12 protein-coding genes are annotated in these 12739 nt (G+C 66.6%); 6 read left to right on the forward strand and 6 right to left on the reverse strand.

Annotated elements, in window-relative coordinates; all coding sequences use genetic code 11:
- Positions 1-12: 12 nt before the first annotated feature.
- The 6 genes from ABD301_RS07970 to ABD301_RS07995 all read right to left on the reverse strand — a co-directional run bounded on the left by ABD301_RS07970 (position 13) and on the right by ABD301_RS07995 (position 6528).
- Positions 13-900: a carbohydrate ABC transporter permease gene (locus tag ABD301_RS07970; protein WP_163566582.1), complete on the reverse strand. Its 888-nt coding sequence runs from the start codon at positions 898-900 to the stop codon at positions 13-15.
- A 10-nt stretch (positions 901-910) separates the two neighbouring features.
- A complete protein-coding gene (locus ABD301_RS07975) occupies positions 911-1867 on the reverse strand; it encodes a carbohydrate ABC transporter permease (RefSeq protein ID WP_344308531.1) in 957 nt (318 codons plus the stop codon).
- Positions 1868-1897: 30 nt separating this feature from the next.
- A complete protein-coding gene (locus ABD301_RS07980; protein WP_344308533.1) occupies positions 1898-3244 on the reverse strand; it encodes an ABC transporter substrate-binding protein in 1347 nt (448 codons plus the stop codon).
- Positions 3245-3455: 211 nt separating this feature from the next.
- Positions 3456-4469 (reverse strand): LacI family DNA-binding transcriptional regulator, encoded by a 1014-nt coding sequence (locus tag ABD301_RS07985; RefSeq protein ID WP_344308535.1) that lies wholly within the window; start codon positions 4467-4469, stop codon positions 3456-3458.
- Positions 4470-5248: 779 nt separating this feature from the next.
- Positions 5249-6073 (reverse strand): HpcH/HpaI aldolase/citrate lyase family protein, encoded by an 825-nt coding sequence (locus ABD301_RS07990; protein ID WP_344308537.1) that lies wholly within the window; start codon positions 6071-6073, stop codon positions 5249-5251.
- Positions 6074-6075: 2 nt separating this feature from the next.
- Complete coding sequence (locus ABD301_RS07995) at positions 6076-6528, reverse strand: MaoC family dehydratase (protein ID WP_344308538.1); 453 nt, start codon at positions 6526-6528, stop codon at positions 6076-6078.
- A 19-nt stretch (positions 6529-6547) separates the two neighbouring features.
- Here ABD301_RS07995 and ABD301_RS08000 point away from each other — a divergent pair, with 19 nt between their 5' ends.
- The 6 genes from ABD301_RS08000 (at position 6548) to ABD301_RS08025 (ending at position 12655) form a co-directional block, all read left to right on the forward strand.
- On the forward strand, positions 6548-7735 hold the full coding sequence (locus tag ABD301_RS08000; protein ID WP_344308539.1) for a PucR family transcriptional regulator: 1188 nt from the start codon (positions 6548-6550) through the stop codon (positions 7733-7735).
- Between the two features lie 78 nt (positions 7736-7813).
- Positions 7814-8764 (forward strand): ACP S-malonyltransferase, encoded by a 951-nt coding sequence (locus ABD301_RS08005; protein WP_344308540.1) that lies wholly within the window; start codon positions 7814-7816, stop codon positions 8762-8764.
- Between the two features lie 5 nt (positions 8765-8769).
- Positions 8770-9714, forward strand: a complete 945-nt coding sequence (locus ABD301_RS08010) for a beta-ketoacyl-ACP synthase III (protein ID WP_344308542.1) — start codon at positions 8770-8772, stop codon at positions 9712-9714.
- Positions 9715-9763: 49 nt separating this feature from the next.
- On the forward strand, positions 9764-10009 hold the full coding sequence (locus tag ABD301_RS08015) for an acyl carrier protein (RefSeq protein WP_163566578.1): 246 nt from the start codon (positions 9764-9766) through the stop codon (positions 10007-10009).
- Positions 10009-11235: a beta-ketoacyl-[acyl-carrier-protein] synthase family protein gene (locus ABD301_RS08020; protein WP_344308545.1), complete on the forward strand. Its 1227-nt coding sequence runs from the start codon at positions 10009-10011 to the stop codon at positions 11233-11235. Before ABD301_RS08015 ends, ABD301_RS08020 begins: the two co-directional genes overlap by 1 nt.
- Before the next feature lie 16 nt (positions 11236-11251).
- On the forward strand, positions 11252-12655 hold the full coding sequence (locus tag ABD301_RS08025; RefSeq protein WP_344308547.1) for an acyl-CoA carboxylase subunit beta: 1404 nt from the start codon (positions 11252-11254) through the stop codon (positions 12653-12655).
- Positions 12656-12739 lie beyond the last annotated feature (84 nt).

Raw genomic sequence — 12739 nt, forward strand, 5'->3', positions numbered from 1 at the left:
ATGGGACGGTTTTTATCCCTTGAGCGCGCCGGCCGACAGTCCGCTGAGAATGCTGCGCTGGAAGATCAGGAAGACGACGATCAGCGGGATACTGGCGAGCGCGAGACCGGCGAACATCTCGTTCTGGGTGACATAGCTGGCAAACGAGAGCCGGCTGAGCGCGACGCTGATGGTCTGCGACTGAGGATCCTGCAGCACCAGCAGCGGCCAGAGGAAATCCTTCCAGGACGCGATGATCGCAAAAATCGAGACCACCGCGAGAACCGGCCGGGAAAGCGGCAGGACGATGTTCCAGAGCATCCGGAACCGGCCGGCGCCGTCGATACTGGCCGAGTCCAGCAGGTCGTTGGGGATCTGGTCGAAAAAACGTTTGAGAATGTAGACGTTGAAGGCATTCGCGGCTGCCGGCAGCCACAGCGCCCATGGCGTGTTGAGCAGGTTCACGCCGATGATCGGCACGTTGGCGACCGTCAGGTACGCCGGCACCAGCAGGGCTGCCGCCGGCAGCATCAACGACGCGAGCATGGCAGCGAGAATCACGTTTCCGAACAACGGACGCAGCTTGGACAACGCGTACGCCGCCGCCACGTCGACGGTCAACTGGATCAGCCAGCCGCCGACCGCGTAGAGGGCGGTGTTCAGCATGAAGTGACCGATCTCCAGTTTTTGCCACGCGACGAGGAAAGTCTCAAAATGCCACTCATGCGGGATCAGGGTCGGGGTGGGCTGGGCCAGTTCGACCGGTGTCTTGACCGCGCTGACGAACATCCAGTAAAGCGGGAACACAAAAATCAGCACGAATAGAATCGCCATTCCGGCAAAACCGAGGCGATAGACCAGTTTTCCGTGACGTCGGCGCAGGTCGGCGTCAGAGATCAGCGTACGGGCGGTCGTACTCATATCGGGCTCCTTACTCCGGCCGACTCGTCAGGCGCAGGTAGAGGGCGGAGAATCCGGCCAGTACGAGGAAAAGCAGCACGCTCATCGCGGCCGCCATGCCGAAGTCGTTGTTGACCGTGAAGGCGTACCGGTAGATCAGGATCATCACGGTGATGGTGGCCGGATTGGTCGTGCCGGTGAGCTGGTACGGCTCGATGAAGACCTGCATGGTGGAAACGATCTGCAGGAGCAGCAGGACAAGTAGCACAAACCGCATCTGCGGGATCGTCACGTGCCTGATCCGCTGCCAGATCGACGCACCATCGAGCTCGACGGCGTCGTAAAGCTCGGCGGGAATATTCGCCAAGCCCGCCAGGTACATGATCGTGGCACCACCCATGTTGGACCACGTGGAGACCAGGACCAGGCAGATCATCGCCATTCGCGGCGACTGGGTCCAGCCCCCGGGCGGCAGGTGCACGAACGAGAGAATCGCGTTGAACAGACCCGATCCCGGGTCGTAGAAATATCTCCAGAGCAGCACGCTGACAATGGGCGGGAGCATCGCCGGCAGGTAGACGGCGATCCGGAAGAGCCCCTTGGCGTGCCGGAACTCGTTGATGACCAGGGCCACCACAAAAGGCACCGCATAGCCGAACAGCAAGGCGAGGCCGGTGAACTCCAGCGTGTTGATCCACGCCGTGGCGAACAGCGGGTCGGCCAGGACGGCCCGATAGTTGTCCAGGCCGACCCAGCTGGGAGCGGTCACGAAATTGTCCTGCTGAAAGCTCAGAACAATGCCTTTGACCAGCGGATACCAGGAGAACAAAGCAAAGCACAGCAGGCCGGCGGCGAGGAAGACGTACGCCTGCGCGTTGTCGGCGAGCTTGCGACGCAGCCGCGTACGGTTGCGAACGGAACCGCGCGGAACGGTCGTCATGCGAGCTGTCACCGGTTTCTCAACGATGTCCGGTGCCTGTAACACCATTTCGACCTCCTCTGCACTGCCGGCCGCCGGTCACTTGACGGTGGCGAGAATCTGGTTGACCTGCGTTTCGGCGGTATTCAGAAGTTGGGTGATGTCCGCATTCGGATCGGTGAGCACCTTCTGCATCGCGGTGTCGAGCACGGCGTAGACCTGCTGCGCATCTGGCGGTTCCAGCCGGAGGGTCACGGTGGCGTTGCCGGCCACAAAGGGCGCGAAGTTCTGGGTTGGCACAGTGGCGTACTTTTTGGTGGCGTCCAGGAGTTTACGTTCGGACGCTCCGGTCCAGATGTTCGGTTCAGGCAGCCCGACCGGCCGCCCCTTCGCAGCCGCTTTCTGGTTGTCCGAAGCGATGCGGTCCGGGTTTACCGTCTTGAAACTCAGCCAGGCGAGGCCAGCCTTGATCTGCGCAGGACTGAGGCCCGCCTTGAACATGTAGCCATCACCACCGCCGAGGGTGGCCTGACCGCCGGGAATGGAACCCAACCCGTAATTTGTGTACGTTCCCTTGTATTGGTCGACAATGGTGGGAATGTTGTCGGCCGATCCCACGTACATCCCGAGTTTTCCCGCCGCCATCGCCTGCAGGAGGTCGGCATACTGCAGCAGCTGGCGCTCCCCCATGCTGTTGTCGGTAAAACGCATGTCGTGCAGTTGTTGGAGAACCTGACGGCCTCTGTCATTGTTGAACGCCGCTTTCCATACTCCGCCCTGTTGGACCGCGAGCTCACCGCCCACTGAATAGAGCTCAGCGGTGAAATGCCAGCCGCCGGTGTTTGACTTACTGTAGTCGCCATATCCGTTCACCCCGCCGCCGAGCGCCGAGATCCGCTTGGCGTCGGCGCGTACGTCCGCCCAACTGGTCGGCGGCTTGTTCGGATCAAGACCAGCCTTGCTGAACAACATACGGTTGTAAATCAGTCCGAGAGAGTAATTGGCCGAAGGCAGGCCGTAAACTTTGCCGGCAGAGTCCGAAAAGACCTTCATCAGCTGCGGTTTTATGTCCTTGACCGCCGGTATGCCGGCCAACTCCGACGTGATGTCGCTGGCCTGGTGCTTGGCGATCACAGACTGGGTGTCGGTGAAATAGACGTAAAAGACGTCCTCCAGCTGCCCACCAGCGAGCTTCGCAGCGAACGTCTGGGGATCCATGAAACCTTCGTGCGCGATGATCCTGATATCGCGGTGCTGGGCCTGGAATGTCTTGAGGTCGGCCTGGAAGTTCGCGCGGTTGAGCGGGTCGGTGCTCGGCGGAAGGCCGTTGACGGTGATCGTCACGATCCCGTCCGCGGCCGGCTGGCCGGCGTCGCAGGCCCCTGTCAGGGTGATCGCGGCACCTGCCAGTACGACCGCGATTTTGCGTTGTATGCCGTTTTTCATGGACTCCGGTCCCCTTCATGCGCACACGCCAGGGCAACAAGTGACCAGGGAGTCCGCCGGCGCTACGTGTCGGCGTTTGTTGACTGCGTATTGCGTCCAGATCGCTGGGAGGTTACGACCGCGGTGTGCGAGCAGGATAGGACAGCAATCGAGGCTACGTCTATCGTTCCAACGCAAAAATTTGAGAATCGATCGTCAGAAGCTTGCGTAACTATGCAACTTCGGGACGCAACCGGCAAGGTCCGATCGTTCCGCGGACCACCAGCTCCGCCTCGAACAACACCTCGTTGCGGTTGACCACGTCCCCGTTGAGCTGCGACATCAGCGACGTCACGGCGGCCGCCGCGATCGCCCGGACGGGCTGGCGCAGGGTCGTCAGCGGCGGATCGGTGACCGCCATGAACATCGAATCGTCAAACCCGATGACCGAAATGTCCCGAGGCACGTCGTGGCCGCGCCGGCGCGCGGCCCGGATCGCCCCGAGCGCAAGCGCGTCACTGGCACACACCAGCGCGGTCGCGCCCGCCGCGATCAGCCGGTTCGCCGCGCCACGCCCGCCCTCCACCGTGAACGCCGTGTGATCAACCAGCCCGTTGTCCGCCGGCACGCCGCTGGCCTGGCAGAACTCGACAAAACCGGCCAGCTTGCGGACCGAGGGAAGGTGCCCGGTCGGGCCGAGAATCAACCCGATGTTCCGGTGCCCCAGACCCGCCAAGTGCTCAAACGCCTGCCGCGCGGCACCGGCGTCGTCGACACTCACCCGCGGCACGTCCAGGTTCTCGTCTGCAGCGTTGACCAGCACGATCGGCAACTTTCGTGCGGTGAGCTGGCGGCCCTGCTCGGCACCGGCGTCGGCGTAGCTGCTGCCGACAAAAATGATGCCGCCAACACGTTGGGCAAGCAGCATCTCGATGTAGTTCGCCTCGGACACACTGTCGGACGTACGGGTGCACAGCACCGGCACGAGCCCTCGCTGGATCAGCGCCACCCCGACAACCTCGGCAAACGCCGGAAAAATCGGATTCTGCAGGTCAGGCAACACCAAGCCGATCAGCCGTCCGCCCTCCCGACGCAACGGCTGCGGCCGTACGAACCCGAACACATCCAGCGCCGTCAGCACCGACTCCCGCGTCACCTGGGCGACCCCAGGCTTGCCGTTCAGCACCCGACTAACCGTCGCCTCCGACACGCCCGCATACTTCGCCACCGCCGAAAGCCTCGTCACGTCATCGAGCCTACCGTCCTCTACGCAAAAACTCGACACCTCTTGCAGACTGGCTTGCGTGCGCGAAAGGTCAAGGTCAAGACCTGCCCTTCGGGCGGAGCCTCAAGGAAGAACTGGATCTGCGGTCTATTGGTGCGTAGGTGGGTGGCTGGTCTGCTTGTTCAAAAGCAACCCCAGGCACCCCAACTCGGCGGCTTTCCGCACCTTACGCTCCGTCACTGGTTTGAGCGCGGATACCTGCCGTGGGTATGTCCGATTGGGACGCTGTTGGCCTTCTGGATCAATTCAGGAGGGCAGCAAAGTTACAATCGGACATAGGTGGGCGGACATGTACCCAAATCCGGTGACCGGCCGTAGGAATTGGTCACATTAGCCACTCTGGTAACCATGGAATGTACCTGACCAGATAAAATGCCACAGGCCGGGAGACGCGTCCCACCATCTGGACAATCTCGCCCCGAAGTCACACGAGTCACTCCAGCCCCACGAAAAAGCGCCCCCGAAATCGAGCGAACACCGAGGCTCTGACAAAAGTGGCGACTGGTTCGTTCTCCCCGTCGGCGGGCACAGCCCTGGCACGTTTCTGGGCCGGGTGGCGGCAAACACAACGCCACCACGCACCCAAGCTCCGCCGCCCGGCCCAGAAACGTGCTAGCCCTCAGGCGCCGACAGGGAGAACGAACCAGACGCCAACTACCCACCTACGCAACACGCCTCGCCAAACCCAGTCATCCTTGAGGCTCCGCCCGAAGGGCAAGGTCTTGACCTTCGAGCCCGCGCTACTCCCCCGCGGCCTGAAGCGTCGCCGTCGCCAAGCGTACGTGCGGTTCATCGATCATCTGGCCGTCAACAACAGCGGCACCGGAGCCACCAACCGCAGCAGCCCGATGCGCCTCCAGGACAGCGCGAGCATGCGCAACATCCGCCTCAGAAGGCGTAAAAACAGAATGGGCGAGAGAAACCTGGCTTGGATGGATACACAGTTTCCCCGCATACCCGAGATCCCGCCCCACCGCAGCGTCAGCCAGGAAGGCATCCGAGTCACGTACGGACGCGACAATCTGATCAACAGCCGGCACCCCGGCGAGCCGAGCGGCCAACACAACCTGGCTGCGGGCGTACAAGACCTCCAACCCGCCAGCCGTACGCCGCCCAGCCATATCGACCGAATAGTCCTCGGCACCAAAAAACACAGCAGTAACCGGCGGAGCAATCAAAACCCGGGCATCGGCAACACCGAGAGCGGTTTCCAACCCAGCGACCACAACCGACGGCTCCCATCCAGCCGACGAAAGCGCCGATCGGAGCATTTCCAAGTCAGCAGGACGTTCCAGCTTCGGCAACACCAGACCGGCCAGCCCAAGCGGAGCGACAGCCGCCACGTCATCAAGAAACCACGGCGTGTCAGTTGCGTTGACCCGTACCAGCATCGGCACTGAAGTGTCCAAAGTGGACAAAGCCTGGACCGCCACCGCCCGCGCCGACTCCTTGTCCGCGACCGGTACGGCGTCCTCGAGATCGACAACGGCCACGTCCGGGGCGAAACGCGGCACCTTGGCGATCATGTCGGCGCGGCCACCAGGTACGAAGAACAGGCTGCGCATTCTCACGAGGCGGGCCTGCGGTGCATCAGAGCGGCCCGCCGCGCCCGGCAGACCAACTCGTCCCGCTGGTTGTACGAGCGGTGTTCAAAAGTGACGATCCCGGCGTCCGGCCGCGACTGGGACGCCCGGGCCTCGACGACCTCGGTCTCGACTCGCAGCGTGTCGCCGTGGAAGACCGGCGCCGGGAAGTCGATCTTCCCGAAGCCTAGGTTCGCCACCGTGGTGCCCAGCGTCAGCTCCGGTACCGCGATGCCGACCACCAGCCCGACGGTGAACATGCTGTTCACCAGGCGTTGGCCGAACTCCGTACCGGCGGAGAACTCGGCGTCCAGGTGCAACGGCTGCGGGTTCATCGTCAGCGTCGAGAACAACACGTTGTCCGTCTCGGTCACCGTCCGCCTGATGGCGTGATGAACAACCCTGCCTACCTCTAGTTCCTCGAACCACAGTCCCATAGGTGGCAGGGTATGGGTCGTGCCCGAACGCCCGCCGCCACACCCGCTGGAAGCGACCATCCGCAAGCTCGAGCGGTCCTCTGGCGCGCTCGCGACCCAGAGTGTCGCCCGGATGGACGAGACGCTGCCGTGGTTCCGGTCGCTGCCGGCCGACCAGCGGTCCTGGATCACGCTGGTCGCGCAGGCCGGAGTAGCTGCGCTGACCGAGTGGCTCCGCCGGCCCGACGAGGACCCGCTGGAGGCGACCGGGCTGGTCTTTGGCGCGGCGCCCCGCTATCTCGCGCGCGCAGTCACGTTGCAGCAGGTGGTGGCCATGGTCAAGGTCACTGTCGAGGTCGTCGAGGAGCAGGTCCCGTGGATCGCGGCGGCCGGCGAGGAACGCGCGCTCAAAGAGGCCGTGCTCGTCTTCAGCCGCGAGGTCGCCTTCGCCGCCGCGCAGGTGTACGCGCGAGTCGCCGAGACGCGCGGCGCGTGGGACGCCCGGTTGCAGGCCCTGCTGGTCGACACCCTGCTGCGGGGCGGCGACGAGAGCGCCGACCTGCTCAACAGCCGGGCCGCCGCGCTCGGCTGGACGGACATCGCGCCGGTCGCGGTCGCGATCGGCGGTACGCCCGAGGCCGACGCCGACGAGGTCCTGGACTCGGTGACGCGGGCCGGCCGCAACGCCGGCATCGAGATCCTCGCCGGCGTGCACGGCGGACGGCTGGTTGTGGTGTTCGGCGGTTCGAGCGTCTCCGAGAACGTCCTCAAGGCGGCCAGCGCGCTGCTCGGCGAATTCGGCGACGGACCGGTCGTGGTTGGCCATCCCGTACAAGACCTCGGTGGCGCGCCGGCCTCGGCGAGAGCGGCGCTCGCGGGCATCCGGGCCATTCCGGCGTGGCCGACCGCGCCCCGACCGGTGGCCGCGGCGGACCTGCTGCCCGAGCGGGTGCTGTCCGGCGACGAGGCGGCCAGACGCGAGCTGACCAGCGTGTACGCCGAACTGGAAGCGGCCGGTGGCGGGCTGATCGACACCCTCACGGCGTACTTGGACACCGGCGGCGCGCTGGAGGCGGCGAGCCGCGTCCTGTTCGTACACTCGAATACGGTTCGTTACCGGCTGCGCCGGATCGGCGAGGTGTGTGGTCTTAGTCCCACAGTGCCTCGGGATGCATTCAGTCTCCGACTCGCGCTGGCTTTCGGCCGCCTCGACGAGCCCGACTTGTAGGACACCTACAAACTGCGTCCCAGCCTTTGGTCCCGCTCAGCATGGAGCTGAACGGGCGTTGACCCGCAGTGTTAAGGGGTGCTTGCCATCGTCGCGCCCGGACAAGGGGCCCAGAAGCCCGGTTTCCTGCTCCCCTGGCTGTCCGGTTGGGACGGCGCCCAGCGCGCGACCGCGCGGCTGCGCTGGATGTCCGCGCTGAGCGGGCTCGACCTCGTCCACCTGGGCACCGAGGCGGACGCCGACGCGATCAAGGACACCGCGACCACCCAGCCGCTGCTCACCGCGGCCGCGCTGGTCGCCGCCGCCGCGCTGCCGGTCGGCGATGCCGCGGTAGTCGCCGGCCACAGCGTCGGTGAGCTGGGCGCGGCGGCGATGGCCGGCGTCCTGTCCACCGAGACGGCGGTCGCCCTGGCCGGCGTACGAGGTCGCCAGATGGCCGCCGCCTGCGAGGCCGAACCGACCGGGATGACCGCGCTGCTGGGCGGCGAGGAGGCGGACGTGCTGGCCGCCATCGAGGCCGCCGGCCTGACCGCCGCCAACCGCAACGGCGCCGGTCAGATCGTCGCCGCCGGCTCCCTGAACGGCCTGGAGAAGCTCGCCGCGGCCCCGCCGGAGCGTGCGCGCGTACGCTCGCTGGCCGTCGCCGGCGCGTTCCACACGCACTACATGGCGCCGGCCCGCGAGGCCCTGGAGGCGCTCGCCGGCGGCATCACCCCCGCCGACCCGAGCCGGCTGCTGTTGTCCAACGCGGACGGGAAAGCCGTCGCGACTGGCGCCGAGATGGTGACCCGGCTCGTCCGACAGGTCACCTCGCCGGTGCGCTGGGACCTCTGCATGGCCACCCTCGCCGAGCTGGGCGTCACCGCGATGATCGAGCTGCCGCCGGCCGGCACGCTCGCCGGCATCGCCAAGCGGGTGCTCAAGGGCATCGAGATCGTCACCGTCAACACCCCCGCCGACCTGCCCGCCGCCGTGGACCTCGCGGCCCGGCACCGCGGCTCCACCAGCTCGAACACCGCAGGAGCGTGACACGAATGCAGGTTGTGCAAACGCAGTCGTACGGGCGGATCGTCGCCCTGGGCCACTACCAGCCGGCCCGGGTGGTGACCAATGACGAGCTGTCGCAGCGAGTGGACACCAACGACGCGTGGATCCGGGACCGGGTCGGCATCGTCAGCCGCCGGATCGCCGGCCCCGAAGAGACCGTGGTCAGCATGGGGGTGGCGGCCGCCCAGAAAGCGCTCGCCGCTGCCGGACTCGCGCCGACCGACATCGACACGCTGATCGTCGCCAGCTGCACCGACCTGATCCCCATCCCGAACGCCTCCGCCCGGGTCGCGATCGAGCTGGGCATCAAGCCGGCCGCGATCGATATCAACACGGCGTGCTCGGGATTCTCGTACGCGCTGGCCGCCGCCGACCACGCCATCCGAGCCGGCGCCTCCCGCAACGTTCTGGTGATCGGCTCGGAGAAGCTCTCCGACGTGATCGACTGGGAGGACCGGTCGACGTGCATCATCTTCGCCGACGGCGCTGGAGCGGCGGTGGTGACCGCCAGCGACACGCCCGGGATCGGACCGGTTTCCTGGGGCAGCGAGCCCAGCACGATGATCGGGATGACCGAGCGCAACCACATCTACCAGGAGGGCCAGTCGGTCTTTCGGTGGGCGACGACGGGACTCGCGCCGATCGCCAAGGAGATCTGTGAGCGGGCCGGAGTCCAGCCAAGTGAACTGGCCGCCTTCGTGCCCCATCAGGCAAACCTGCGGATCATCGAGTCCGTCGCCCGCAAGCTCGGGGCGGCCAACGCGGTGATCGCCCGGGACATTGTCGAATCGGGCAACACCTCCGCCGCGTCGATCCCGATGGCCCTGTCCAAAATGATCGAGCGTGGTGAGATACCGTCCGGCGCTCCGGTTCTGCTGCTGGGCTTCGGCGGCGGGCTCACCTACGCCGGCCAGGTCGTTCTCAGTCCTTGACCGGGCCATCTACCCCAAATATCCAGCACCACACGAAAGGAACCACCAAGTGGCATCGCGTGACGAGATCCGCACCGGCCTCGCCGAGATCCTCGAGGAGATCGCCGACGTCGCCCCCGACGACGTGCAGGACGACAAGGCGTTCATCGACGACCTCGACGTCGACTCGCTCTCCATGGTCGAGGTCGTTGTGGCCGCCGAGGAGAAGTTCAACATCAAGATCCCCGACGACGACGTGCAGAACCTGCGTACGGTCGGCGACGCGGTCAGCTACATCGACAAGGCTCAGGCCTGATGGCTGTGCCCTCCATCGGAGTCGTCGTCACCGGGCTGGGTGCCACCACCCCGCTCGGTGGCGACGTCGCCACCACCTGGGAAGGCCTGCTCGCCGGGAGGTCGGGCGTACGCCCGCTCACCCAGGACTGGGCCGCCCAGCTGCCGGTCCGGATCGCCGCCTCGCTGGCGCAGGAGCCGATCGAGAAGCTGGCCAGGGTGAAGGCGCGCCGGATGGATCGCTCCGAGCAGGTAGCGGTGGTGGCCGCCCAGGAAGCGTGGGCTGACGCCGGCGCTCCCGAGGTCGATCCGATCAGGCTCGCGGTCGCGTTCGGCACCGGCATCGGTGGCGCGCTGAGCATGCTCGAACAGGACGACATCCTGGAGACCAAGGGCGTACGGGCGGTGTCCCCGCGGACCATCCCGATGCTGATGCCCAACGGTCCGGCCGCGTGGGTCGGTCTGGAGCTCGGCGCCAAGGGCCGGGTGTCCTCCACCGTGAGCGCCTGCGCGTCCAGCTCCGAGTCGATCGCGCTCGCGCTCGACCTGCTGCGCTCGGGCCGGTACGACGTGATCGTCGCCGGTGGCGCCGAGGCCGTCATCCACCCGCTGCCACTGGCCGGCTTCGCCCAGATGCAGGCCATGTCGACCCGCAACGACGAGCCCGAACGCGCGTCCCGCCCGTTCGACAAGGGCCGCGACGGCTTCGTCCTCGGTGAGGGCGCCGGCGCACTCGTACTCGAACGTGAAGACTTCGCGGTCGCCCGCGGCGCGCGGATCTACGCGCGGCTGGCTGGCGCCGGTGTGACGGCCGACGGCTACGACATCGTCAAGCCTGACCCGTCCGGCGAAGGCCAGGCCCGCGCGATGGCGCAGGCCATCGAAGACGCTGGGCTGAAGGGCTCGGACATCTCGCATGTGAACGCGCACGCGACCAGTACGCCGGTCGGCGACATGCCCGAGACGTTGTCGATCCGGTCCGCGGTTGGCGCCGACGTGGTGCTCACCGCGCCCAAGTCAATGCTCGGCCACCTGCTGGGCGGTGCCGGCGCGGTCGAGTCGATCGCGACCATCCTGTCGATCCACCACGGGGTGATCCCGGCGACGGCGAACCTCGAGGACCCCGACGACGCGCTCTCGCTCGATGTCGTACGGGTCGAGCCGCGCAAGCTCACCATCGACGCGGCGCTCAACAACTCATTCGGCTTCGGCGGCCACAACGTGGCGCTCGCTTTCACCAAGCCGTAAGAGGAGAGCCGTAACGATGACCATGGTGTCGGCCGCCCAGGTCGATTTCCGGGATCCGGACGTGCGGCTCGCCGCGCTGTTCGATCCCGGCACCATGGTCGAGGTGTCCGGCCGGGACGCTTCCGGTGCCACGTCGGCGCGCGGCCTGATCGACGGGAACCCGGTCGTGGCGTACGCGACCGACGGCACCAAAATGGGCGGCGCGATGGGCACCGAGGGGTGCCGGCACATCGTGGACGCCATCGACCTCGCGGTCCGCGAGCGGGTCCCGATCATCGGCCTCTGGCATTCCGGCGGCGCCCGGCTGCACGAGGGGGTCCATGCCCTCGACGCGGTCGGGGAGGTCTTCGCCGCGATGATCCGCGCGTCCGGCCGGGTCCCGCAGATCTCCGTAGTGCTCGGCCCGGCGGCCGGCGGCGCCGCGTACGGGCCGGCGCTGACCGACATCGTGATCATGGGCCCGGCGGGCCGGGTTTTCGTGACCGGCCCCGAAGTCGTCAAGAGCGTCACCGGCGAGCAGGTCGATATGGAGCACCTCGGCGGCCCCGAGGCGCACGGCCGGCGCAGCGGGGTCGTCCACATCGTCACCGAAACCGAGGCCGCGGCCAACGACAAGGCACGTGAGCTCACCGCCCTGCTGGCCCGTCCGGGCCGCTTCTCGCCGGTCGACCTGCCGGTCGACGGCGCCGATTTACGGGCCCTGCTGCCGGCCCGGTCCCATCTTGCGTACGACGTGAAACCGCTGGCCAACGCGGTGCTGGACGAGCCGATGATCGAGCTGCACAGCAAGTGGGCGCCGAACATCGTGACAGGTCTGGGCCGGCTCGCCAAACGTACTGTCGGGGTAGTCGCCAACAACCCGCTGCGGCTGGGCGGCTGCCTGGACGCCACCTCCGCGGAGAAGGCGGCCCGGTTCGTACGCATGTGTGACGCCCTCGGCATTCCGCTCGTCGTCCTCGTGGACGTGCCCGGCTATCTGCCTGGCGTCGGCCAGGAATGGGACGGGGTCGTGCGCCGCGGCGCCAAACTTCTGCACGCCTTCTCCGAAGCCGTCGTGCCGCGGGTGACTTTGGTGACCCGTAAGGCTTACGGCGGCGCGTACATCGCGATGAACTCGCGTTCGCTCGGCGCGACCGCCGTTTTCGCCTGGCCTGACGTGGAAGTCGCGGTGATGGGCGCCCCGGCCGCGGTCGGGATCCTGCACCGCAAGAAGCTCGCCGCGACACCGATGCGAGAGCGGGAAGCGTTGCGTACGAAGCTGATTGCCGAGCAGGAGCGGGCCGCCGGCGGCGTCGAACAAGCCATCGAGATCGGTGTCGTGGACGCGGTCGTACAGCCGACCGCCACCCGCCGACGGCTCGCCGAGGCGCTCGCCGCCGCGCCGGCCGGCCGCGGCGCGCACGGGAACATTCCGCTGTAACCGACCCGTCAACTGTCCACAAAGGACGGTCGAGATTGGCTTCCTGGCTGACAAATGTCACCAGTACGTCCAAAATTATTCCGT

The sequence above is a fragment of the Fodinicola feengrottensis genome (assembly GCF_039530045.1).
GTDB lineage: Bacteria > Actinomycetota > Actinomycetes > Mycobacteriales > HKI-0501 > Fodinicola > Fodinicola feengrottensis.